This is a genomic window from Streptomyces sp. CAI-85, assembly GCF_013363615.1.
GTDB classification, from domain to species: domain Bacteria; phylum Actinomycetota; class Actinomycetes; order Streptomycetales; family Streptomycetaceae; genus Streptomyces; species Streptomyces antibioticus_B.
Genome location: NZ_JAANNX010000020.1, coordinates 90996 through 113998, shown reverse-complemented (window position 1 = coordinate 113998; position 23003 = coordinate 90996). Strand labels below are relative to the sequence as shown.

At 73.3% G+C, this 23003-nt stretch carries 19 protein-coding genes; 5 read left to right on the top strand and 14 right to left on the bottom strand.

The features are described 5' to 3' along the window. Window positions 1–1241, top strand: a 1241-nt coding sequence (locus tag G6W55_RS22230; RefSeq protein ID WP_175522583.1) for a zinc-dependent metalloprotease, incomplete at its 5' end; no start/stop codon positions are given. Beyond that, window positions 1238–1759 carry an NUDIX hydrolase gene (locus G6W55_RS22225; RefSeq protein WP_175522582.1) on the top strand — a complete coding sequence of 174 codons (522 nt, stop codon included), beginning with the start codon at window positions 1238–1240 and terminating at the stop codon, window positions 1757–1759. The genes G6W55_RS22230 and G6W55_RS22225, both read left to right, overlap by 4 nt. A 45-nt stretch (window positions 1760–1804) precedes the next feature. On the opposite strand, the gene G6W55_RS22220 is transcribed toward G6W55_RS22225, so the two are convergent. The 4 genes from G6W55_RS22220 to G6W55_RS22205 all read right to left on the bottom strand — a co-directional run bounded on the left by G6W55_RS22220 (window position 1805) and on the right by G6W55_RS22205 (window position 5685). After that, window positions 1805–2560 (bottom strand): AIM24 family protein, encoded by a 756-nt coding sequence (locus tag G6W55_RS22220; RefSeq protein WP_175522581.1) that lies wholly within the window; start codon window positions 2558–2560, stop codon window positions 1805–1807. Between the two features lie 17 nt (window positions 2561–2577). Further along, the gene (locus G6W55_RS22215; RefSeq protein ID WP_030784084.1) at window positions 2578–3258 is read right to left on the bottom strand and encodes an AIM24 family protein; all 681 of its coding nucleotides are present in this window, start codon (window positions 3256–3258) and stop codon (window positions 2578–2580) included. An 11-nt stretch (window positions 3259–3269) separates the two neighbouring features. Continuing rightward, window positions 3270–4967, bottom strand: a complete 1698-nt coding sequence (locus G6W55_RS22210; protein ID WP_175522580.1) for a TerD family protein — start codon at window positions 4965–4967, stop codon at window positions 3270–3272. Window positions 4968–5088: 121 nt separating this feature from the next. Next, complete coding sequence (locus G6W55_RS22205; protein ID WP_175522579.1) at window positions 5089–5685, bottom strand: M48 family metallopeptidase; 597 nt, start codon at window positions 5683–5685, stop codon at window positions 5089–5091. A 219-nt stretch (window positions 5686–5904) separates the two neighbouring features. Here G6W55_RS22205 and G6W55_RS22200 point away from each other — a divergent pair, with 219 nt between their 5' ends. Both G6W55_RS22200 and G6W55_RS22195 read left to right on the top strand, forming a co-directional pair. Continuing rightward, window positions 5905–7119, top strand: a complete 1215-nt coding sequence (locus G6W55_RS22200) for a TOMM precursor leader peptide-binding protein (protein ID WP_175522578.1) — start codon at window positions 5905–5907, stop codon at window positions 7117–7119. Next, window positions 7112–8494 carry an AarF/ABC1/UbiB kinase family protein gene (locus tag G6W55_RS22195; protein WP_175522577.1) on the top strand — a complete coding sequence of 461 codons (1383 nt, stop codon included), beginning with the start codon at window positions 7112–7114 and terminating at the stop codon, window positions 8492–8494. The genes G6W55_RS22200 and G6W55_RS22195 overlap by 8 nt, the downstream gene beginning before the upstream one ends. A gap of 55 nt (window positions 8495–8549) precedes the next feature. On the opposite strand, the gene G6W55_RS22190 is transcribed toward G6W55_RS22195, so the two are convergent. From G6W55_RS22190 to G6W55_RS22170, 5 genes are all read right to left on the bottom strand, one after another. Beyond that, the gene (locus tag G6W55_RS22190; protein ID WP_175522576.1) at window positions 8550–8762 is read right to left on the bottom strand and encodes a hypothetical protein; all 213 of its coding nucleotides are present in this window, start codon (window positions 8760–8762) and stop codon (window positions 8550–8552) included. Window positions 8763–8870: 108 nt separating this feature from the next. Then, window positions 8871–9194: a hypothetical protein gene (locus G6W55_RS22185; RefSeq protein WP_175522575.1), complete on the bottom strand. Its 324-nt coding sequence runs from the start codon at window positions 9192–9194 to the stop codon at window positions 8871–8873. Then, window positions 9191–9559: a WhiB family transcriptional regulator gene (locus G6W55_RS22180; RefSeq protein ID WP_030784068.1), complete on the bottom strand. Its 369-nt coding sequence runs from the start codon at window positions 9557–9559 to the stop codon at window positions 9191–9193. Before G6W55_RS22180 ends, G6W55_RS22185 begins: the two co-directional genes overlap by 4 nt. 163 nt (window positions 9560–9722) lie before the next feature. Then, on the bottom strand, window positions 9723–10049 hold the full coding sequence (locus G6W55_RS22175) for a hypothetical protein (RefSeq protein ID WP_175522574.1): 327 nt from the start codon (window positions 10047–10049) through the stop codon (window positions 9723–9725). Between the two features lie 167 nt (window positions 10050–10216). Then, a complete protein-coding gene (locus tag G6W55_RS22170) occupies window positions 10217–12421 on the bottom strand; it encodes an ATP-dependent DNA helicase UvrD2 (RefSeq protein ID WP_175522573.1) in 2205 nt (734 codons plus the stop codon). Window positions 12422–12611: 190 nt separating this feature from the next. On the opposite strand from G6W55_RS22170, the gene G6W55_RS22165 reads away from it, so the two are divergent. Continuing rightward, a complete protein-coding gene (locus tag G6W55_RS22165) occupies window positions 12612–12854 on the top strand; it encodes a mycoredoxin (protein WP_175522572.1) in 243 nt (80 codons plus the stop codon). Window positions 12855–12936: 82 nt separating this feature from the next. Here G6W55_RS22165 and nudC read toward each other — a convergent pair whose 3' ends face one another. From nudC to G6W55_RS22140, 5 genes are all read right to left on the bottom strand, one after another. Then, window positions 12937–13881, bottom strand: a complete 945-nt coding sequence (gene nudC / locus G6W55_RS22160; protein WP_175522571.1) for an NAD(+) diphosphatase — start codon at window positions 13879–13881, stop codon at window positions 12937–12939. A gap of 83 nt (window positions 13882–13964) precedes the next feature. Continuing rightward, a complete protein-coding gene (locus tag G6W55_RS22155) occupies window positions 13965–15377 on the bottom strand; it encodes a dipeptidase (RefSeq protein WP_175522570.1) in 1413 nt (470 codons plus the stop codon). Between the two features lie 10 nt (window positions 15378–15387). Then, window positions 15388–18984 (bottom strand): UvrD-helicase domain-containing protein, encoded by a 3597-nt coding sequence (locus tag G6W55_RS22150; protein ID WP_175522569.1) that lies wholly within the window; start codon window positions 18982–18984, stop codon window positions 15388–15390. Window positions 18985–19107: 123 nt separating this feature from the next. Beyond that, window positions 19108–22437: an ATP-dependent DNA helicase gene (locus G6W55_RS22145; protein ID WP_175522568.1), complete on the bottom strand. Its 3330-nt coding sequence runs from the start codon at window positions 22435–22437 to the stop codon at window positions 19108–19110. A 162-nt stretch (window positions 22438–22599) separates the two neighbouring features. Continuing rightward, complete coding sequence (locus G6W55_RS22140) at window positions 22600–22986, bottom strand: MGMT family protein (protein WP_175522567.1); 387 nt, start codon at window positions 22984–22986, stop codon at window positions 22600–22602. Window positions 22987–23003: the final 17 nt, after the last annotated feature.

Here is a 23003-nt window from a genome sequence, read left to right as displayed (position 1 = left end):
ACGAGGGCGGCCCGGTGAACTGGGACATGGCCAAGCAGATCGCCCGCCAGACGGTCTCCCAGGGCACTCCCGACGGCGTGAAGGACGCGAGCGTCGGCTCCGCCGAGCGCACCGCGGTCGAGGAGGCCGTCCGCCTGGCCGACCTGTGGCTGGACGACGCGACCTCGCTGCCGTCCGGCGCCGGCTCGGCGGTGGCCTGGTCGCGCGCCGAGTGGGTCGAGGCGACCCTGCCCGCGTGGAAGGAACTCGTCGACCCGGTCGCCGAGCGCGTCGGCGCGGCCATGGGGGACGTCCTGCCGGAGGAGATGCAGGCCATGGCGGGCCCGCTGATCGGCATGATGCGGTCCATGGGCGGCGCGATGTTCGGCTCCCAGATCGGCCAGGCCGTCGGCGTGCTGGCGGGTGAGGTCGTCGGCTCGACCGACATCGGCCTGCCGCTCGGACCGGCCGGCCGCGCGGCGCTGCTCCCGGTGAACATCGAGGCGTTCGGCAAGGACCTGGGCGTGGCCAAGGACGAGGTGCGGCTGTACCTCGCGCTGCGTGAGGCCGCCCACCAGCGGCTCTTCACGCACGTGCCGTGGCTGCGCTCGCACCTGTTCGGCGCGGTGGACGGCTACGCGCGCGGGATCAAGGTCGACACCGCCAAGCTGGAGGACGTGGTCGGCCAGTTCGACCCGCAGAACCCCGAGCAGCTCCAGGACGCCCTTCAGCAGGGCATGTTCCAGCCGGAGGACACCCCGGAGCAGAAGGCGGCCCTGGCCCGGCTGGAGACGGCGCTCGCCCTGGTCGAGGGCTGGGTGGACGCGGTGGTGCACGCGGCCGCGAAGCCGCGTCTGACGTCCGCGGACGCGCTGCGCGAGACGCTGCGCCGGCGCCGCGCCAGCGGCGGTCCCGCCGAGCAGACGTTCGCCACGCTGATCGGTCTGGAGCTGCGCCCTCGCCGGCTGCGCGACGCCTCCCGGCTGTGGGCGTCGCTGACGGACGCACGCGGGGTGGACGGCCGGGACGCCCTGTGGGCCCACCCGGACATGCTGCCCACGGCCTCCGACCTGGACGACCCGGACGGCTTCGTGCACCGCGAGCACATGGACTTCTCCGAGCTGGAGAAGATGCTCGGCGAGGCGGGCGGCGCGTCCGGCTCCGGGGAGCGGAAGCCGGACCTGACCAAGGACGACAAGGCTGACCAGGGCGATCAGGGCGGCAAGGGCGAGGCCGACGGCAAGGGCGACGACACCGAGTGAGCCTCCATGACGACGCGGTCCTCGTGCTCAAGAGCCACGAGGGCCAGGACGAGCTGCGCCAGAGCTATCTGGACCACCTCGACACGCACCCGGACGGCATGTGGAAGTCCTGCGGCGACGGCCATGTCACGGCCAGCGCCCTGGTGATCGACCCCGAGCGGGGCCGGGTCCTGCTGACCCTGCACCGCAAGCTGCGGATGTGGCTCCAGATGGGCGGCCACTGCGAGCCGCAGGACACCTCCCTGGAGGCGGCGGCGCTGCGCGAGGCCACGGAGGAGTCGGGCATCGCGGGTCTCACCCTGCTGCCGGGCGGCCCGGTGCGCCTCGACCGGCACGCGATCCCGGCGCCCTGCCATTGGCACTTCGACGTCCAGTACGCGGTCCTGGCGCCCGCCGGGGCGACCCAGGCGATCAGCGACGAGTCGCTCGACCTGCGCTGGTTCCCCTACGACGAGGTGGCGTCGGTGGCCGACGACTCCGTCGTACGCCTGCTGGAAGACACGCGCGCGCGGCTGTGAGTAAGGGGCGACCACCAAGGCGGTCGCCCCTTACCGCGCCGTCGGTCAGCTCCAGACGTTGCCCTGGTTCTGCCCCCGGGCGCCCTGCTGGCCCATCCCGTACTGGGCGGCCAGACCGGAGCCGATCTGGGCGTTCTGCGGCGGCAGCAGCTCACTGGGCTGCACCAGCGCGAAGCCGGTGCCCATGAAGCTCAGCTCCCAGCCCTCGCCCGTGTTGCCGCGCCGGCGCCACACCCCGGAGGAGTGCGTCTGGGCCTGCATCTGCACCCGCAGCCCGGTGGACCAGGCCACGATGGCGTCGGCGTCGCAGTTGACGTACTTGTCGGGCGTGACCTGGAGCATCAGCGGGGCGCCCGAGGTCATCAGGGCGACCCGGCCCCGGCCGGTGATGTTGAGCTGGTACTTCCCGGAGCCTGAGATGCCGTAGAGGCTGTCGACGGCGATGACCTCGTGGTGCAGCGAGGAGTCCATGGCCAGGACATAGCTGCTGTCGACGGTCAGACCGTCCTGGTCGCAGTCCACCAGGTGGACGTGCTGCTTGAGGTTGGCGAGGTAGACCGTGCCCTGTCCGTGGCAGCGCATCAGGTCCAGGCCCTCACCGGTCCGCGCACGCGCGCGTGCCGCGCCTGCGGCCTGGTACTCGGCGTCGAACTCGACGAGGCCCTGGTAGGCGACCATCGTGCCCTTGCGGGCGAGGATGTCGTCGTGACCCTCCAGGTTGACGCGGAGCATCTGCTTGTTCTGGAGGCTCCAGCGCTCCTGGGACTGCTGGTCGTTGTAGGCGAAAAGCGGGCTCTGCATGGCTTTCTGGCTCCCCCTCAGCCCCGGATCCGGAGGCGGTCGGTGCTGTCCTCACTGGGCTGGACGACGACGATGCCCTGGCCGGAGAAGGCCATCTGGAACGCCTCGCCGCTGCCCCGGCCGATCAGGGACTGCGCCTTGAAGCTGCGCTTGCCCTTCACCTTGAGGTTCGGGGACCAGGCGACGAGCGCGTCCGGGTCGACGTACGTCTCGTCCTCGCCGCCGCCGCAGTCGACGACGATCGGCTTGCCCCGGGAGGTCAGCGCGACCCAGCCCTGCCCGGAGATCTTGGTGTTCCACAGGCCCTGGCCGGCGAACTTCGCCAGGCCCTTGACCCGCTCGACGCCCCAGGTGAGATGCGCGTCGAAGGCGAGCAGATTGGTCGCGTTGACGGAGATGCCGTCGCCGTTGAGGTTGATCACGACGACGTTGGCGCCGTAGTCGGCGAGGTACAGCAGACCGTCGCCGGAGCACTTCATCAGGGGCGCGCCCTCGCCGGTCATCCAGTCGCGGGCGATCTGGCGCACGGCCGGCGGGTTGGGCTCGTACTGCACGAAGCCCTCGTAGGCGACCATCGAGCCCACGCGCGCGAGGAGGTCGTTGCCGGTCTGCATGGCGACCTTCAGCATGTGATTGCCGTGGTTCTCCATGCGGGCGGTGACGGGTGCGGGAGCGTATCCCGCAAACGGCTGGTTCATGACGGGCTCCCTCAGACCTCGTACGGCTGGACGACGATGAAGTTGCCGGGGGCGCCCCGGAACTGGAGGTTGACGCTCTCGCCGGTGTCGCCCGGGTAGGCGTTGCGGCGCATCCGCACCTGGCTGGAGACGACCACCTGGGAGGCGGCCGACCAGGCGACGACGGCGTTGCAGTCGGCGAAGGTGGTGGGCGTGACCGGCAGGACGACGGGCACGCCGTGTGTCTTCACGACGATGGTGCCGGTGCCCGTGAACTGCATGGTGAACAGCGCGCCGCCGGGAATGCCGTGCCCCTCGATGCGGCGGACCTCGTACTGGAGGCTCTCGTCGAACGCGAGGACGTTCTCGGCGGAGACGCAGATGCCGTCGCCCTGGAGCTCGATGGGGTGCAGCATCGTGGAGTTCTCGGCGAGGAACACCTGGCCCTGGCCGGTGCAGCGCATGAGCTGCATCTCCTGGCCGGTGGCGTTGCCCACGATCCGGCCGGCGAAGCCCGCGCCCTTGTAGCTGAAGTCGACCTTGCCCTGGTAGAGCACCATGCTGCCCTGGCGGGCGAGCACGGGCTGGCCGCCGATGCCGAGGTCGACGCGGACGAGCTTCTTGTTCTGCTGCGTCCAGCGCTGTCCGGTGGGCGTCTCCTTGAACTGCTGGAGCGCCGCGGCCACTCCGGCGCCACCCTGGGGGGCGCCCTGCGGGACGCCGTACGCCTGCTGGGCGGGGGCCTGTCCGAAGGGGGGCTGCTGGCCGTAGCCGGGCGGCATCGGGGCGCCCGGCGGCTGCGGGGCCTGCGGCGGCTGGCCGTAGCCGGGCGGCATCGGGGCACTCGGCGCGGCGGGCTGGCCGTAGGGCTGCTGCTGGGGCGGCTGTCCGTACGGCGGCTGCGGCTGGCCGTAGGGCGCGGGGGCCGGGGCCGGCGGGGGCACCGGGACGCCGGCGGGCGGGGTCATGGGCGCGACGATGGTCGGCGCGCCGTGCACCGAGGGCGCGGGCGCCGGGGCGGGCGGCGGGGTCGCCGCCGGGGGCGGCGCGAAGCCCTGCGCGGGCTGCGGTGCGGGCACCGGAGCCGGGGCCTGGGCGGGCACCGGGGCGGGGGCCGCGGGGGCGGCGAACGCGGGCGGGGCGAAGCCGGGGGCGGCGCCGGTCTGCGGCTGGGGCGCCGGCGCGGGCGCGGGCGTCTCCTCCTCCGCGACCTCGCCGCCGAAGTTGCGCAGCAGCGCCTCCAGGCCGCCGTCGAAGCCCTGGCCGACGGCCGCGAACCGCCAGACGTCCTTCAGGTAGAAGTCGCCCAGCATCACGGCGCGCTCGGTGGTGAACTCCGAGCCGCTGAACGCGTACCGGGCGACCTCCTCGCCGCCCGCGACGATCCGGAGGTACCCGGGGCCGATCTGGGACATCTGTCCGGCGCCGTCGATGGTCGCGGTGAAGGACAGCTTCTGGATCTGCGACGGGATCCGGTCCAGGGTGATGCGGAAGGACTCGGTGTCGCCCGCCTGGGCACCCAGGAGCTGGATGGACTCCTCGGGGGACTTCGGCTGGTTGAAGAAGACGAAGTACCGGTCGTCGGAGAGCCGCTCGTCGGCGTCCAGGCCGAAGCAACTGATGTCGAAGCTCAGCCCGGGAGCGGTGATCTGCACGCCTACGTACAGATCGGTGCCCGCGGTGAGGTCACTGATCTTGGCCTTGTGGCCGCGCTGGAATTCCCTGGGCATGCGTAACGACCGTCCCCCATCCCGATTGCGAGTGCGTCGCGTCAGGCTAACGGCAAAGTCGGACAACGCACGATGTCGGTACAGACCCGGTACACAACCGGCGCACGGGGTGGCGGTGGGACTACTCTCCGCGCGCGCCCGGCAGATGGGGCAGCCGCTCGGCCGCCACCACCCCTTCCAGATAGCCGCGGGCCCGCTCGGTGCGCGGATACGCCTCCAGCAGCCGCCAGAAGTCGGGGCCGTGCCCCGGCACCAGCAGATGCGCCAGCTCATGGGCGAGCACGTAGTCGATGACGTACTCCGGCATGCCCTGCAAGCGGTGCGACAGGCGGATGCTGCCCTCGGCGGGGGTGCAGGAGCCCCAGCGGGTGTTCTGGTTGGTCACCCAGCGGACCGAGGTGGGCCGGGCCCGGCCGCCGAAGCACTGCTCCGACAGCCGCTGCGCGCGCTCCGCCAGTTCGGCGTCGCCCGGCACCCGGCGGCTCTCCTGCGCGGCGAGCTTGTCGAGCATGACGCTCACCCAGCGTTGCTCCTCGGCCTCGGACATCCGGGCGGGGATGAGCACGATGGTGCGGTCGCCCTCGCGGTACGCGGAGACGGTACGACGCCGACGGGCGCTTCTGCGGACCTCGATCGGGCTCGTCCGGGAGCCGCCGGGCGGCGGGCTCGTCGTGCTGCGCTGTGGCGCTGCGGCGCGGTGCAGTGGGTCGGCGGGCACGCCCCGACGTTACCCGCTGCACACGGCGGAAGTCCCGACTCCGGGACGGCCGGGTTCCGTGCCCCTGCCCCGGTTGTGCCTCGTACGACGGATTTGTACGACGAACTCCCCTGCCTGTGGACAACTTTCGGCACGGCTCGGCGAGGCCGGGCATGCTGGCGTTCGGGAGCGCCGTCGGGGCGTGTCCGAGGGAAGTGCGTGGAGTACGGGGGTTCTTCGATGCATCCGATGGTGAAGCCCGCGCTGCGGCGCGGCTGGCGGGACCTGAACACCGTGCAGTTCGGTATGGCTCCGGCGCACGCGCTCACGCTCGGTCCGGTGGACACGGCGACGGGCAGCTTCCTCGACCTGCTGGACGGCACCCGCGGGCTCGCCCTGCTGCGCGAGGAGGGGCGCCGGATGGATCTGCCCGGCGGCCATGTCGACCGGCTGGTGGCGGGGCTGGCCGCGGCCGGTCTGCTGGACGACGCGCGCGGCGGCGGCCCGGACGCGGACGCGCTGCGGGAGCGGAGGGACGTCCTGGACCGGCTGCGCCCCGATCTCGCCTCGCTGTCGCTGACCACGTCGGAGCCGGGTGAGGCGATGGGCCGGCTGGCTGCGCGGCGCCGGGCCCGGGTGCAGGTGCGGGGCGCGGGCCGGGTCGGCGCGGTTGTGGCCTCGCTGCTCGCGGGCGCGGGGGTGGGCGAGGTCGACGTCCGCGACGGCGGCCGGGTGGACCCGGCGGACGTGGCACCGGGCGGGCTGCCCGCGGAGGCGGTCGGGGAACGCCGGGACGAGGCGGCTCGGCGGGCGGTGCGCCGGTCCGCCCCGGAGCCCGCGCCCCGGCGGAGCGCGGGTCCCTCGGCGGGGCCGGGCACGGACGGCTTCTCCCTGGTGGTTCTCGCGCCGCGCGACGACGTGTCCGTGCACACGCCCGACCCGGCGGCGGCCGAGCCGCTGATCGCCTCGGGCACCCCGCATCTGTTCGCCGGTGTGGTGGAGGCGACAGGAGTCGTCGGACCGCTCGTACTGCCCGGGGAGACGGGCTGTGCCGGCTGTCTGCATCGGGAGCGCACCGACCGCGACCCGGCCTGGCCGCGGCTGGTCGCACAGTGGCGGTCCGGCCGACGGCGTCCGGCCCGCGCCTGCGATCTGTCCCTGGCCACCACGGTCGCCGGTCTGGCCGCCGCGCACGCGCTCGCCTTCCTCGACGGCGGGCGGCCCTCCGCCGCGGACGCCCGCTGGGAGGTGTCCCTGCCCACACTCCAGTGGCATGCGAGACCGTTGTGGCCGCACCCCGCCTGCTCGTGCGGGGCCGCCGCGCGAGGTGAGCGGGAACACAGCGCCGACGACGGGGAGCCGCACGACACAATGGCGGGGCAACGGCATTCGAAGGCATCACGCCGTACGACGACGGCGGCGCGGCAGGCTGGGACTTGGAGGGCGCATGTCTGATCTTCCCCGGAAGGCGGTCACCCGGACCGCCAAGCTCGCCGCGCTCCCGCTCGGCTTCGCCGGCCGGGCCACCTGGGGCCTGGGCAAGCGGATCGTGGGCGAGTCCGCGGAGATCGTCGGGCGTGAGCTGCAACAGCGCACGGCGGAGCAGTTGTTCAAGGTCCTGGGCGAGCTGAAGGGCGGTGCGATGAAGTTCGGGCAGGCCCTGTCCGTCTTCGAGTCGGCCCTGCCCGAGGAGGTCGCGGGACCCTACCGGGCGGCCCTGACCAAGCTTCAGGACGCGGCGCCGCCGATGCCGACCCGCACGGTCCACGCGGTGCTCGCCGAGCGGCTCGGCGACAACTGGGCCGAGTTGTTCGCGGAGTTCGACGACCAGCCGGCCGCGGCTGCCTCGATCGGGCAGGTGCACCGCGCGGTGTGGCGGGACGGCCGCGAGGTCGCGGTCAAGGTCCAGTACCCCGGCGCGGGCGAGGCCCTGCTCTCCGACCTCACCCAACTCAGCCGCTTCGCCCGGCTGTTGGGTCCGCTGATCCCGGGCATGGACGTCAAGCCGCTGATCACCGAGTTGCGGGACCGGGTCTCCGAGGAACTGGACTACGGCCTGGAGGCCGCGGCCCAGCGGGCCCACGCGCGGGAGTTCGCCGGTGATCCCGATGTGCTGGTCCCGGCGGTGGTCCACCAGTGCGACCAGGTGCTGGTCACCGAGTGGATGGACGGCGTCCCGCTGTCGGAGGTGATCACCGACGGCACCCGGGAGCAGCGCGACCGGGCCGGCCAACTGCTGTCCCGGTTCCTCTTCTCGGGACCGGCCCGCACGGGTCTGCTGCACGCCGATCCGCACCCGGGCAACTTCCGTCTGCTGCCCGGCGGTCCGGGCGGCGAGGACGACTGGCGGCTGGGCGTCCTGGACTTCGGCACGGTCGACCGGCTCTCGGGGGGTCTGCCGGTCCCGATCGGCGAGTCCCTGCGCATGACGCTCGACGGCGATGCGGACGGGGTCTACGACCTGCTCCGTACGGAGGGCTTCGTCAAGGAGTCCATCGAGCTGGATCCGGACGCGGTCCTCGACTATCTGCTGCCGATCATCGAACCCGCCCGGGCGCGGGAGTTCACGTTCACCCGGGGCTGGATGCGCAGCCAGGCCACCCGGATCGCGGATCCCCGCTCCCCCGCCCATCAGTTGGGCAAGCAGCTCAACCTGCCGCCGGCCTATCTGCTGATCCACCGGGTGACGCTGAGCACGATCGGTGTGCTGTGTCAGCTCGGCGCGACGGTCCGGCTGCGGGACGAGCTGGAGGAGTGGCTGCCCGGTTTCGTCCCGGCGGACGAGCTGGATCCGGCGGTGGAGGAGTCGATCGCGGAGGCCGGCGCGTGAGCCGGGGCTGGGGCGTGAGCCGGGGCTGGGGCTGGGGCGTGAGCCTTCCGCGGGCTCACCACCACTCCGAGTCGAGACGGCCCTCGATCGCCCGGAGGTTGTCCCGGGAGCAGGTCTCGCAGTAGTGGCGGCGGACACCGTGCTCGACCGAGCAGGTCCAGGTGACGGGCGGCGGGTCCCCGGCCCGGGTGCCGCAGCGGTCGCAGCGGAGCGCGCCGGGCTCCTTCGGGGAGCCGCCGTGATCACTGCCGCCGGATGGACTCGTCACTCTCGCGACGATACGCCGCGGGGGCCGGTCCGTTCGGCCGGACCGGCCCCCGCGAGGTGAGTTTCCGCCTCCCCGGTTCGGGGAGGCCACCGCTCTTCGGTGTGATCGTTACTGCATCACGGCCATGGCGAGCGCCCGGCGGGCACGCATCGAGGCGCGCTCCGCCCGGCGCTGCATCCGGCGAGCGGTCGCCAGGCGCAGCGCCCGGCGTTCCTGCTCGGCCTCGTGCAGGCGGTCGTGCATATGCGCACGAGCCAGGGCTTCTGGGATGAGTTGCATCTCGCGGGTCCTGTTCTGACGCGAGTCGATCGCGCCGGTGGTGGTGACGTCTTCGGTTGCGGAGCCTTCGGGCTCGCTGGTGAACGGCTTCATCGGGGCCTGCTTCTTGGGGTCTTGCGTGAGGGGGCGGTCGATCGTTCCTGCGGTGTTCATGCTGTGACCGGGTTCTTGCGCGGGCGGCCACGCGGCCGCTTCCGGGCGACGACGACACCCTGGACGAACAGCTCGCCACCCCAGACGCCCCAGGGCTCACGCCGCTCCTTGGCGCCGGCGAGGCAGGCCTCCATCAGCGGGCAGGTGCGGCAGAGGGACTTGGCGTACTCGACGTCCGCGGGCGACTCGGCGAAGAAGACCTCCGGGTCGTAGGAGCGGCACGGGACGGGTACGCCGAGGTTCTCGATGGCGTCGTCGAGCGCGGTGAGCGCGGTGAGGGGGGTCAAGGCGGAGTCCTCCGTGAGGCCGGGCGGGGGGATCGTTTCGGAAGGCGGTACGGACGGGGCGTGCGCTTCGAGTTGCACGATTCGTCTTCCTCGTCTGGTCGGTCCGGCCCTGTTGGGCCGGGTGTCGGCGTTTCTTGTCCCGAGGCCCCTTCGCCCGTCCGTCCCCGTGCGGGGACAAACAGAAGGGCCGCGGATCCCGGGTGGGGTTCCGCGGCCCTGAAGGCGCCGGCCTGATCGACGATCAGGCTGGATCACTCCAGGGTTCTGGCCCACGGAAGGCCCACATCAGGTGGTGCTGCGTCGTCTGCTTCCGGAATCCGGCACCGGCCGCCGCGAAGGCATAGACATGCGCCTGTGCCTCTACTGCTTCCAGTGCCTCGGTCGGTCGCTCATCGCGCTCACGGGTGAGAAGACCCGCGGGGGCGGCGAAGGAGGACGCCGGCAGGTCGGCACGAATGCCGGACACACCGGTGCCCAGGTTCGAGACGCCGAGCATGCACGTGGAGACGACCGGACGATCGGTCACTTTGGCGGAGCTGACGAAGCTGCTGCTGTTGATGATGATCACTGGAATCGCCTCCTCTCGGCGTCTAGGGGGACCAGGGGTGAGCCCGATCCTGCGGATATGAAAGTAGAACACGGAATCAGGGCCTCCGAGAAGGCCGCCGTTCCCGTGTCTAAGAACCTATGGGGATTGCCGGGGCATGCGCAAACTATTTTTTCGACGAGTTCGCATCAGTCCCCGACTTCTTCCTCGGCGAGGGGCCGGCCCGCGCAGAGGGCCAACACCTCGGCGCCGTAACGGTTGAGCTTGCGCACGCCGACCCCGGGGATCCTCGCCAGCTCGCCCGCCTCCTCGGGGACGGACTCGGCGATGGCCATCAGGGTCCTGTCGGTGAAGACGCAGAACGCGGGCTGTCCGTTGTTCCGGGCCTGCACCTCGCGCCACTCCCGCAGCCGTTCGTAGAGCCCCTCGTCCATGTCGGAGGGGCAGCCGTCGCAGCGCATCAGCTTCATCTCGCCGGCGTCGGTGAGGGTGCGCCCGCAGACCCGGCAGCGGGCCGGGGTGCGCTGTCTGCGGCGCGGCACGTCGGGCGTGCCCACGACGGCGCCGGAGAAGCCGCGCTCGATACCTCCGGAGGCGAGGGAGCCGGTGCGGCCCGCCGCCGTCCCCGAGCCGGGGCGCAGTCCGTCGAGGAAGCGGCTGGGACGGCGGTTCGGGCGCCCGCCGGGCGCTCGGGAGACCGCCCAGGAGACATGGAGGCGCTCCCGGGCCCGGGTCACCCCGACATAGAGGAGACGGCGCTCCTCCTCGATCTGCTCGTCGGTCCTGGCGTAGGTGATCGGCATCATGCCCTCGGCGACGCCCACCAGGAAGACGACGTCCCACTCCAGGCCCTTGGCGGAGTGCAGGGAGGCGAGGGTGACGCCCTGGACGGTCGGGGCGTGCTGGGCGTTCGCCCGCTCGTCGAGTTCGGCGACCAGGTCGGCGAGGGTGGCGCCGGGGCCTGCGGCGGCGAAGTCCTGGGCGAGGTTCACCAGTGCGGCCAGGGACTCCCAGCGTTCTCTGACGGCTCCGGAGCCGGCCGGCGGCTGTGGGGTCCAGCCCTCGCCGGAGAGGACGGCACGCACCTGGGAGGGCAGGTCGACGGTGTCCTCCAGGAGGGTGTCGTTGGCGCTGAAGCGGGCCGTGCCGCGCAGGGCCACGACGGCCTTGCGGACCTCGGGGCGGTCGAAGAACCGCTCGGCGCCGCGGAGCTGGTAGGGGATGCCGGCGTCGGCGAGGGCCTGTTCGTAGGTCTCGGACTGGGCGTTGGTGCGGACCAGGATCGCGATCTCGGCGGCCGGGACGCCGGCGGCCAGCAGCTCCCGGATCCGGCGGGCGGCGCCCTCGGCCTCGGCGGGCTCGTCGGTGTACTCGGTGTAGGCGGGGTCGGGTCCGGGGCCGCGCTGGGAGATCAGCTCCAGGCGGTGGTCGGCGGCCCGGCCGCGGGCCTGGGAGAGCAGACCGTTGGCCAGGTGGACGACCTGGGGGGTGGAGCGGTAGTCGCGGACCAGCTTGACGACGGTCGCGCCGGGGTGGCGGGTGCGGAAGTCGAGGAGGTGATCGGGGGTGGCGCCGGTGAAGGAGTAGATCGTCTGGCTGGCGTCGCCGACGACGCACAGGGAGTCGCGCTCTCCGAGCCACAGCTCCAGCAGGCGCTGCTGGAGCGGGCTGACGTCCTGGTACTCGTCGACCACGAAGTGCTGGTACTGGGCCCGGACCTGTTCGGCGATGTCGCGCCGGTCCTGGAGGACGGCGACGGTCAGCAGCAGGACGTCCTCGAAGTCGATGACCGCGCGGTCGCGCTTGAGGTTCTCGTAGGCGGCGTAGAGCTGGGCGATCTCGGCGGGGTCGCGCGGGGCATCCCGGCCCGCCTCGGCCGCGGCGGCGGCGTAGTCGGCGGGGACGGTCTGGGTGACCTTGCACCACTCGATCTCCGCGGTGGCGTCCCGCAGCTCCCCGCGGTCGAGGCGGATGCGGCAGGCGGCGGCCGCGTCGGCGACGAGCTGGATCTTCCGGTCGACGAGCCGGGGCAGCGAGCCACCGATGGCTTTCGGCCAGAAGTACTGGAGCTGGCGCAGGGCCGCGGAGTGGAAGGTGCGGGCCTGCACGCCCTGGGCGCCGAGCTGGCGCAGCCGGCCGCGCATCTCGCCGGCGGCACGGTTGGTGAAGGTGACGGCGAGCACGCTGGAGGGCTGGAGGATGCCGGCGCGCACCCCGTAGGCGATGCGGTGGGTGATCGCCCGGGTCTTGCCCGTACCGGCTCCGGCCAGCACGCACACCGGACCGTGCAGGGCGGTGGCCACCTCGCGCTGCTCGGGGTCGAGCCCTTCGAGCACCGCGTCGGCCGAGTCCGGTACCCGCGGGAAGAGGGGGGAGTGCGTTGCTGCTGTCACATGGCCATGCTGCCAGGTCGGCGGAGACGGGCGAGCCGGTTGTCCACAGGTGGGGCCCTGCGGTCGTACTAATGCGGCTCGATGCGGCGGACGTCACGTCCTTCGGCGCGGTCCGGGAATGCCTGCGCTTTCAAGTACGTTCTTCTCCCTGCGACCGCTCTCCCCGACCCGCCGAAGGAGCACGAGAGACATGCTGGGCACTGTGACGATGTACAGCACCACGTGGTGCGGCTACTGCCAGCGGCTGAAGAAGCAGCTCGACCGCGAGGGCATCGCGTACACCGAGATCAACATCGAGCAGGACCCGGCGTCCGCGGCGTTCGTGGAGAAGGCGAACGGCGGGAATCAGACAGTCCCGACCTTGCTGTTCGAGGACGGCTCGACGCTGACGAACCCGTCTCTGGCGCAGGTGAAGCAGAAGGTCGGCGCGTAGATCCGCCGGTGTCGAAGGGCGGCTCCCCAAGTTCCGGGGGCCGCCCTTCGGCGTGCTGTGCGGTCGGATGAAGCCGTGCGGGTCAGATGAAGGTGCGGGTCGGGAGGGGCTTGCCGTACCAGAGTTCGATCAGGCGGGCCGCGATCGAGATGCCGTACGGGGGCAGGACCTCGCCGGACTCGAAGGCGGCGCCCAGTTCGTCGCGGGAGAACCAGCGGGCCTCGTGGATCTCGTCGCCGTCGACGTCGATCTCGGTGGAGGTGGCGCGGGCCACGAAGCCCAGCATGAGGCTGGACGGGAAGGGCCAGGGCTGGCTGGCGACGTACTCGACGCGGTCGACGGTGACGCCGACCTCCTCGAAGCACTCCCGGCGCACGGTCTGCTCGATGGACTCGCCGGGCTCCACGAAGCCGGCGAGGGTCGAGAAGCGGCCCTCGGGCCAGTGCACCTGGCGGCCGAGCAGGATGCGGTCGTCCTCGTCGGTGACCGCCATGATCACCGCGGGGTCGGTGCGCGGGTAGTGCTCGGCGCCGCAGGCCGGGCAGCGGCGGATGTGGCCGGCGGCGGCGATCACCGTGCGTTCGCCGCAGCGGGAGCAGAAGCGGTGGGTGCGCTGCCAGTTCTCCAGGCCGACCGCGTGCACCATCAGGCCCACGTCGCGTGCCGACAGCAGCAGTCCGGCCTCGCGCAGCCCGGCGGGGCGCGCGGACTGGTCGATGCGGCCGGGCAGGGCGTCCTTCTGGAGGGCGAAGTAGCTGACGCCGTCCTCGTCGGTGCCCAGGAAGTAGCGGTGCGCCTCGGTGAGGGGGGCCTCGAAGGACGGGGTCATGACCAGTTCGGTCCGGCCGTCGGGCGTCTCGTCGATCAGGACCTGGCCACCGGAGACGACGAAACAGCGCGTGCTGGGGTGGCTCCACGCCGCGGCGAGCCACGCCTCGTCGAGCCGGTGGTGCGCGGCGCGGTCGATGCCGCTGGGCGCGGTGAGCGAGATGGGCGGTTCGGCGTTCTGGTCGGTCCAGGTGGTCACGGGTGCTTCCAACTCCCCCGGTGGAACGGTTGATTCGGCGGGTGGTTCAGCGGCAGGTGCGGGAGGGGCGGTACGCGGTGCCGTCAGGGCGCACGGCGCCAGTTCTCGGCGAGGTCGCCCCAGAGGTACGCGGTGGTCTCGACGCCCTTGAGGAGGAGGTCCAGCTCGACCTTCTCGTTCGGCGCGTGCCAGCCGTCCGAGGGGACCGAGATGCCGAGGAAGAGCACGGGGGCGCCGAGGACCTCCTGGAGGTCGGCGGCCGGTCCCGAGCCTCCCTCGCGGGTGAAGCGGACGGGTCCCTCGAAGGCGCGGCCCATGGCGCGCACGACGGACTGGAGGGCGGGGTGGTCCAGCGGGGTCAGGCACGGGCGCGTGGCGGGGCTGAACGCGATCTCGTACCGGATCCCGGCGGGCACCTGGTCGGCGGCCCAGGCGCGGACCGCCTTCTCCACCTGGTCCGGGTCCTGCCCGGCGACCAGCCGGAAGGACAGCTTCACGAAGGCCGTGGCCGGGACGATCGTCTTGCTGCCGGGGCCCTGGTAGCCGCCGCCGATGCCGTTGACCTCAGCGGTGGGGCGGGCCCACACGCGCTCCAGGGTGGTGTGCCCGGCCTCGCCGTACGCGGCGTGCGAGCGGGCGGTGCGCAGCCACCGCTCCTCGTCGAAGGGCAGTTCGGCGAAGAGTTCGCGCTCGCGGTCGGTCAGTTCCACGACGCCGTCGTAGAAGCCGGGGACGGCCACCCGCGCGTGCTCGTCGTGCAGGGCGGCGACCAGGCGGGCGGCCACCGTCGCCGGATTGGGCACGGCGCCGCCGAAGGACCCGGAGTGGATGTCCTGGTCGGGGCCGGACAGCCGGATCTCGCACTCGGCGAGACCGCGCATGCCGGTGCACACCGTGGGGGTGTCCTCGGACCACATGCCGGTGTCGGAGACGATCACGGCGTCGGCGGCGAGCCGCTCGGCGTGCGCCTCGACCAGCGCGCGGAAGTGCGGGGAGCTGGACTCCTCCTCGCCCTCGATCAGCAGCTTGAGGTGGACGGCGGGGGCGGTGCGGCCGGTGGCGGCGAGGTGCGCGCGGACCCCGAGGGTGTGGAAGAAGACCTGCCCCTTGTCGTCGGCGGCCCCGCGCGCGTAGAGGCGGTTTCCGCGGACGACGGGCTCGAAGGGGTCGCTGTCCCAGCCGTCCTCGACGGCGGCGGGCTGCACGTCGTGGTGGCCGTAGACCAGGACGGTCGGCGCCTCGGGGTCGTCGGAGGGCCACTCCGCGTAGACGGCGGGCGCGCCCGCGGTCGGCCAGACCTCGACGACCGGGAAGCCGGTCTCCTGGAGTTTCGCGGCGAGCCAGTCCGCGCTGCGGCGCACATCGGGGGCGTGGTCGGGCTGCGCCGACACCGAGGGGATGCGCAGCCACTCGGCGAGGTCGTCGAGGAAGGCGGCGCGGTGCTGCCCGATGAATGTGCGGACGGCGCTGACGTCGGTGTCAACGGGATGGCTCATGGTCACGAGCCTATCGGCCCGCGCCGACATCCTCGCCGGGCGGACGGGCGCGGTCCGACTGCCCGGCCGGCCCTTCCCGGTCGGCGGAAACGGCCTCTTCGCCCGTCAACAGGCGCTCCAGGGCCGCACGGTCGGGCAGTCCGGCCGGCCGGACGACCTCCCCGGTGCGCACATAGAGGAAGGCCGCTGTGACGGATTCCACGGGGACGCCCTGCTGCTCGGCCCAGGCCAGCCGGTAGAGGGCGAGCTGGAGCGGGTCGGCGGTGCGCAGCCGGTTGGTCTTCCAGTCGACGATCTCGTACGTCGCCGAGGCGCCGTCGCCCTCCTTGTAGACGGCGTCGATCCGGCCCCGTACGACGCGTCCGGCGAGGGCGAGCTGGAAGGGGGCCTCGACACGGTAGGGGGTGCGGCGGGCGTAGTCGGTGCGCTCGAACGCCTCCTTGAGCGCCTCCAGGTCGTGTTCGTCGGCGATCTCCGCGTCGGCGCCGGGCAGTTCGTCCGGTTCGAGCAGCGGAAGCGTCAGTTCCTCGAAGCGGGCCTCCACCCAGGCGTGGAATCGGGTGCCCCGGCGCGCGGCGGGTTGCGGCGGGCGCGGCATGGGGCGCGCGAGTTCCTGCGCGAGCCCGTCGGGGTCGGTGGCCAGCCGCAGGACCTGGGAGGCGCTCAGGGTCGTCGGCAGGGGGACGTCGGTGACGCCGCGGCGGGCGCGCAGCAGCTCCCCGGAGAGCGCGTCGAGGTCACGGTCCCAGGAGCCGACGGTACGGGCCTCCTCGGGGGTGAGACGGGGACGGCGGGGGCCAGGATCGGGGGTGGGGGCAGGGGTAGGGGTGGTGACGGGGGGCTCGGGGGGCGTGGCCTGGTGGGGGACGGTGGCCCGGGTGGTGTCGTCGTACGGGTCGTCCGCGAAGGGACCGTCTTCGAACGGGTCGTCTCCGAACGGGTCCTCCTCGTCGTACGCCCCGGACCCGTCGTGCTCGTCGTACTCGTCGTAGCCGTCGTGCCCGTCGTCCTCGTCGGGCGGTGGCGGCCAGTCCGGGTCGTCGTACGCGTCCGGGTCGTGGGTGGCGGTGACGGGGGTGGTCGCGGCGGGGTCGTCGGACGCGTGTGCGGCGAGGGCGTCCAGGTGGGCGAGGACCGTCTCGGCGGCGGCGCGGCGGCGGGCGAGCGCGGCGTCGTCCAGCGGGAGCGGCCAGACCTGGTCGGCGCGTGCCGCGTGCAGGGTGGGGTTCTCCTCGTCCTCCGCCGGTTCGTCCGCCCATGCCTCGATCTCGCCGTGTCCGGCCGCGCAGTGCTCGTACAGCGCGTGCAGGAAGTCGGAGGGGCCGCGCGGTTTCTTCTGGGTGGGGCCCCACCAGTGGCCGGAGCCGAGGAGGAGGGAGCGGGGGCGGGTGAACGTGACGTAGCCGAGGCGGAGTTCCTCGGTGTGCTGGTGGTCCTTCATGGCCTCGTGGAAGGACTTCATGCCCCGGGAGTCCCAGGCGTCGATGTCGGGCAGGGTGTCGGCGTCGCCGCGCAGCGCGTGCGGCAGCACCTTGGCCTGTGCGGTCCACTTCTCGCGGCCCTGACCGCTGGGGAAGGTGCCGCTGACCAGGCCGGGGACGGCGACGACGTCCCATTCGAGGCCCTTGGACTTGTGGGCGGTGAGCACCTTGACGGTGTTCTCGCCGCCGGGCAGGGCGTTGTCGAGGCCCTTCTCGTACTGGGCGGCGGTGCGCAGGAAGCCCAGGAAGGCGAGCAGGCTCGCCTCGCTCTCGGCGGCGGCGAAGGATGCGGCGACGTCGAGGAAGTTGGAGAGCGTCTCCCGGCGGCGGGCGGCCAGCGCGTGCGGGGACGCCGACAGTTCGACCTCCAGGCCGGTGACGGCGAGGACGCGGTGCAGGACGTCCATCAGCGGGTCGGACAGGGAGCGGCGCAGGTCACGCAGTTCGGCGGCGAGCCGGGCGAAGCGCACGCGCGCGTCCGGCGAGAAGGGCAGTCCGTCGTCGCGCGCGCCCTCCAGCGGTGTCTCCAGGAAGGTGTCGAGGGCGTCCGCGAGCGATATCACCTCGGAGGGGTCGACCCCCTCGACGGCCTCGGCGAGACGGCGGTCGGGGTCGCCGTCGTCGTCCCCGCGCGCGTGGGAGACGAGCAGCCGGGCCCGCCGTCCGAGGAGGGCGAGGTCGCGGGGGCCGATCCGCCAGCGCGGGCCGGTCAGCAGCCGGACCAGGGAGGCGTTGGCGCCGGGGTCCTGGAGGACCTCGCAGACGGCGACCAGGTCGGCGACCTCGGGCAGGTGCAGCAGTCCGGAGAGGCCGACCACCTCGACGGGCACGTCCCGGGCGACCAGGGCGCCCTGGATCTCCGCGAAGTCGGTGGCGGTGCGGCACAGCACGGCGATCTCGCCGGGGGCCGTGCCGGTGGCGACGAGGTGGGCGACGGAGTCGGCGATCCAGTCGATCTCCTCGGCGTGGGTGGGCAGGAGGGCACAGCGGACCAGGCCGTCGCGTTCGGCGCCGGGGGCCGGGCGGAGCGCCTCCACGCCCGCGTGCATGGCGCGCAGCGGTTCGGCGAGGCCGTTGGCGAGGTCGAGGAGGCGGCCGCCGCTGCGGCGGTTCTCGCTGAGCGCCTGTCGGGCGGCGGGGGTGCCGTCGGCGTGGGCGAAGTGGTCGGGGAAGTCGTCGAGGTTGGCGACGGAGGCGCCGCGCCAGCCGTAGATGGCCTGGCAGGGGTCGCCGACGGCGGTCACGGGGTGACCGGTGCCGCCGCCGAACAGACCGGCGAGCAGGATGCGCTGGGCCACCGAGGTGTCCTGGTACTCGTCGAGCAGGACGACCCGGAACTCGTCGCGCAGGATCCGCCCGGCCTCCGGGATCTGGCCGAGCTGTGCGGCCAGGGCGATCTGGTCGCCGAAGTCGAGCAGGTCGCGCTCGCGCTTGGCGGCGCGGTAGCGCAGCACCAGGTCGGCGAGTTCCCGGCGGGCGGCGGCCGTCTCGGGGACCTTGCGCAGGTCGGCGTTGGTGAGCTTGGCGCCTTCGAGGGTGGTGAGCAGCCCGGCGTCCCAGGTGCGCAGGTCCTCGGGCCGCACGAGGTGTTCGGCGAGTTCGGCGTCGAGCGCCAGGAGGTCGCTGACCAGGTCGGCGAAGGAGCGGGTGAGCGAGGGGTAGGGGCCGGGGGCCTCGCGCAGCACGCGCGCGGCGAGCTGGTAGCGGGTGGCGTCGGCGAGGAGCCGGGCGGTCGGCTCCAGGCCGATGCGCAGCCCGTGGTCGGTCAGCAGCCGGCCCGCGAAGGCGTGGTAGGTCGAGATGACCGGCTCGCCGGGCGGGTTGTCCGGGTCGATCACGTCGGGGTCGGTGACACCGGCCCGGACCAGTGCGGTGCGGACACGTTCGGCGAGTTCGCCCGCGGCCTTGTTGGTGAAGGTGAGGCCGAGGACCTGCTCGGGGGCGACCTGGCCGGTGCCGACCAGCCAGACCACGCGCGCGGCCATCACCGTCGTCTTGCCCGAGCCGGCTCCGGCCACGATCACCTGCGGGGCGGGCGGCGCGGTGATGCAGGCCGTCTGCTCCGGGGTGAAGGGGATCCCGAGGAGCTCCTTGAGCTGCTCGGGATCGGTGATACGGGCGGGCATGGGGCGAAGGCTAGCGGCGACCACTGACAGTCGATGACAAATCACCCCGACGGGACGGGATAAGCGCAGGTCAGCGCCCGTGGTGCGGTCCGTCACACGGGTGCGGTCCCGGCCCCGCCGGTCTCACTCGACGACATGGCGGCCCTCGGGCCGGGCGCTGCACGACGCGCGGAAGGCGCAGTGCGTGCAGTGCTGTCCGGTGCTCGGGCTGAACCGCTCGTCGAGGACCTTTCCGGCGGCCGTGGCGAGCAGGTCGCCGACCCACTCCCCCTCCAGCGGCTCCTGCGCCTGCACCTTGGGCAGGGTCTCGCCGCCGTCCCGCTGGGCGGCGCCCTGCCGCAACTGGACGAGTTCGGCGCCGCCCGGCAGCGGGCGCACGCCGTCGAAGGCGTCGTCGACGGCGCCCTCACGCACGGCGAGCTGGTAGACGGCGAGCTGGGGGTGGTGCGCGACCTCGCGGGCGGTCGGAGCCTGCTTACCGGTCTTGAAGTCGACGACATAGGCGCGGCCTTCGCCGTCCGCCTCGACGCGGTCCATCTGGCCGCGGATGCGGACCTCGTAGTCGCCCGCTTCGAGGGTGACGTCGAAGTCGTGTTCGCTCGCCACGGGTGTGCGCCCGGTGCGGTCCATGACGTGCCACTTCAGGAAGCGTTCGAGCGCCACCCGCGCGTGCTCTTTCTCCTGCGCGGACTTCCAGGGCGCGTCGAAGGCGAGCGCGTTCCACACGGAGTCGAGGCGCTCCATGAGGACGGCCAGGTCGGCCGGGGTGTGTCCGGAGGCGACCTCGTCGGCGAGGACGTGCACGACGTTGCCGAACCCCTGGGCGACGGTGGCGGGGGCGTCGGCCTTGACCTCGCGGCCCAGGAACCACTGGAGGGCGCAGGTGTTGGCGAGCTGGTCGAGGGCGCTGCCGGAGAGCACGACGGGCTGGTCGCGGTCGCGCAGCGGCACCTTGCTCTCGGTCGGTTCGAACATGCCCCACCAGCGGTAGGGGTGCGCGGACGGCACCAGCGGCCGGCCGTCCTCGTCGGCGAGCGCGGCGAGCCGGGCGAGCCGGTGGGCGGCCGCCTCGCGGAGGGCGGCGGACACGCGCGGGTCGACGGTCGTGGAGCGCAGTTCGGCGACGAGCGCGGCGACGGACAGCGGCCGTCGCGGGCGGCCGGTGACGTCCCTGGGTTCGACGCCCAGTTCGGTGAGGAAGCGGGACGGCTGGTCGCCGTCGTCGGCGGGCGCCTTGACGGCGGTCACGACGAGGCGGTCACGCGCGCGGGTGGCGGCGACGTAGAAGAGGCGGCGCTCCTCGGCGAGCAGCGCGCCCGGGGTGAGCGGTTCGGCGAGTCCGTCGCGGCCGATGCGGTCGGCCTCCAGGAGCGAGCCGCGGCGGCGCAGGTCGGGCCAGAGTCCCTCCTGCACCCCGGCGACGACGACCAGGCTCCATTCCAGGCCCTTGGCGCGGTGCGCGGTCATCAGGCGGACGGCGTCGGGGCGGACGGCGCGGCGGGTGAGGGTGTCGGCGGCGATGTCCTCGGCCTCGGTCTCGGCCAGGAAGTTCAGGGCGCCGCGGCCGCCGGTGCGCTCCTCCGCGCGCGCGGCGGTGGCGAACAGGGCGCATACGGCGTCCAGGTCGCGGTCGGCGTTGCGGCCGGCCGCGCCGCCGCGCCGGGCCGCCCGCTCCAGGCGGGTGGGCCACGGGGTGCCCTCCCACAGGTCCCAGAGCGCCTCCTCGGCGGTGCCGCCGCGCGCGAGGCGTGCACGGGCCGTGGCGAGCAGCGCGCCGAGCCGCTGCGCCCCGCGCGCGTAGGTGGGGTCGTGGGTGACGAGCCGTTCGGGCTCGGCCAGGGCGCGCGCGAGCAGTTCGTCGGAGGGCGGCGGCAGGGGGGTGCCGGCGGCGCGCTCCTCCTCGCGCAGGGCGCGCCCCAGACGGCGCAGGTCGGCGGCGTCCATGCCGGCGAGGGGGGAGGTGAGGAGGGTGAGCGCGGTCTCGGTGTCCAGCCAGCAGGCACCGGGCTCGCCGGGGGTCTCCCGCGCTGCGGGAGCGCCCGCGCCCTCCCCCGACGACGCCTCCGCCGTGGCCACCGCCCGCAGGGCCGTCAGCAGGGGGGCCACCGCCGGTTCGTGGCGCAACGGCAGGTCGTCGCCGTCGATGTCGAGGGGGACGCCGGCCGCCGTGAGGGCGCGGCGGACCGTGGGGATGGTGCGGGAGCCGGCGCGGACCAGGACGGCCATCTCGCCCCAGGGGACGCCGTCCTCCAGATGCGCGCGGCGCAGGATGTCGGCGACGTTGTCCAGCTCGGTGCCGGGGGTCGGATACGTGTAGACCTCGACGCGGCCCCCGTCGCGCGCGGCGGACAGTTCGCGGTGGGCGCGGACCTTCTGCGCCGGGAGACGGGTGAGCGGCATGCGCTGGGTCAGCAGCCGGGTGGCGGTCAGCAGGGTCGCGCCGGAGCGGCGGGAGGTCCGCAGGACCTCCACGGGGGCCGGGCGGCCGTCCCGGCGGGGGAAGGCTTCGGGGAAGTCCAGGATGCCGTTCACATCGGCGCCGCGGAAGGTGTAGATCGACTGGTCGGGGTCGCCGAAGGCGACGAGGGTGCGGCCGCCGCCGGCCAGGGCGCGCAGCAGCCGTACCTGCGCGGGGTCGGTGTCCTGGTACTCGTCGACATAGACGGCGTCGTACCGGGCGGCCAGGCGCTCGGCGATCTCCTCGCGGTGGGCGAGGAGGACCGCGCGGTGGACGAGTTCGGCGTAGTCGATCACGCCGTGCAGGTCGAGGACGTCGAGGTACTCGGCGAGGAAGGCGGCCGCGGCCCGCCAGTCGGGGCGGCCGATGCGGGCGGCGAAGGCGTCCAGCGCCTCCGGGCCGAGGCCCAGTTCACGGCTGCGGGCGAGCACCGCGCGGACCTCGTCGGCGAAGCCGCGGGTGGTGAGGCAGGCGCGCAGTTCGTCGGGCCAGCGCACATGCGCGAGGCCGAGGCGTTGCAGGTCGATCTGGCCGGCGAGCAGGCTGCGCACCGCCACGTCCTGCTCGGGTCCGGACAGCAGCCGCAGGGGCTCCACGAACAGCTCGGAGTCCTGGTGGGCGCGGACCAGGGCGTAGCAGTACGAGTGGAAGGTGGTCGCCTGGGGTGCGCGGGCGGCGCCCATGCGCAGCGCCATCCGGTCGCGCAGTTCGACGGCGGCCTTGCGGCTGAAGGTGAGCACGAGCACGCGCGCGGGGTCGCCGCCGCGGGCGATCCGGGCCGCGACGGACTCGACGAGGGTGGTGGTCTTGCCGGTGCCGGGTCCGGCGAGGACGAGCAGCGGTCCCCCGGTGTGCTGAACCACGGAGCGCTGTGCGGCGTCCAGGGGAGGGGGATCCGTCTGGGCCGGCCGGGAACGGACCAGTCGGTAAGCGCCACGGTTCCCCTGTCGCCCCTGGGAGTGCGACAGGTGCCTGGTGGAGAAAGAGGAGCTCACGTGGTTCGCCGGTCCTGGTGGGTGTGCTGTTGGTCACCGTCGGCGCGCCACGCGCGCCACCTGCCCCTCGAACGTACGCCATGCCACGGACGTCCCCGGTTCCTCCCGGTTCCCCCGGACGGAGTACGGGCTGCCCTCGGCACCCTCCGATGGCGGAAGCTGTCAGGTGTGAGCTTCCGCGTGTCCGCCGCCGTCCCATCGCGCGCGTCTCATGTCGAGGCGCGGCAGATGGCCCTCGGCGGCCCTGCTCGCCTCCTTCAGCGGGGTGCCTTCGGCGCGGTAGTTCTCCAGGGCGCGCAGTTCGTGCCCGGGCAGCAGACGGCCGTCCGCGCGCACCACGCGCCACCAGGGCACCGCTGCGCCGTAGAGGGCCATCACCCGGCCGACCTGCCGGGGGCCGCCCTCGTCGAGCCACTCGGCGACGTCGCCGTAGGTCATGACGCGGCCGGGCGGGATCAGCTCCGCGACGCCGAGGACCCGCTCGGCGTACTCGGGGAGGGCGTCCGGGTACTCCGGGCGGGCGTCGTCCGGAAGGCTCTGCTCGCTCATCCGTCCCATCCTGCCGC

What these genes read in the sequence shown, in the direction of transcription:
- G6W55_RS22165 (WP_175522572.1), top strand. Translation starts at nt 12,612, where the DNA reads ATGCTGGGCACTGTGACGATGTACAGCACCACGTGGTGCGGCTACTGC.
- G6W55_RS22150 (WP_175522569.1), bottom strand. Translation starts at nt 18,984, where the DNA reads ATGCCCGCCCGTATCACCGATCCCGAGCAGCTCAAGGAGCTCCTCGGG.
- G6W55_RS22195 (WP_175522577.1), top strand. Translation starts at nt 7,112, where the DNA reads ATGTCTGATCTTCCCCGGAAGGCGGTCACCCGGACCGCCAAGCTCGCC.
- G6W55_RS22140 (WP_175522567.1), bottom strand. Translation starts at nt 22,986, where the DNA reads ATGAGCGAGCAGAGCCTTCCGGACGACGCCCGCCCGGAGTACCCGGAC.
- G6W55_RS22155 (WP_175522570.1), bottom strand. Translation starts at nt 15,377, where the DNA reads ATGAGCCATCCCGTTGACACCGACGTCAGCGCCGTCCGCACATTCATC.
- G6W55_RS22220 (WP_175522581.1), bottom strand. Translation starts at nt 2,560, where the DNA reads ATGCAGAGCCCGCTTTTCGCCTACAACGACCAGCAGTCCCAGGAGCGC.
- G6W55_RS22210 (WP_175522580.1), bottom strand. Translation starts at nt 4,967, where the DNA reads ATGCCCAGGGAATTCCAGCGCGGCCACAAGGCCAAGATCAGTGACCTC.
- G6W55_RS22185 (WP_175522575.1), bottom strand. Translation starts at nt 9,194, where the DNA reads ATGAACACCGCAGGAACGATCGACCGCCCCCTCACGCAAGACCCCAAG.
- G6W55_RS22215 (WP_030784084.1), bottom strand. Translation starts at nt 3,258, where the DNA reads ATGAACCAGCCGTTTGCGGGATACGCTCCCGCACCCGTCACCGCCCGC.
- G6W55_RS22200 (WP_175522578.1), top strand. Translation starts at nt 5,905, where the DNA reads ATGCATCCGATGGTGAAGCCCGCGCTGCGGCGCGGCTGGCGGGACCTG.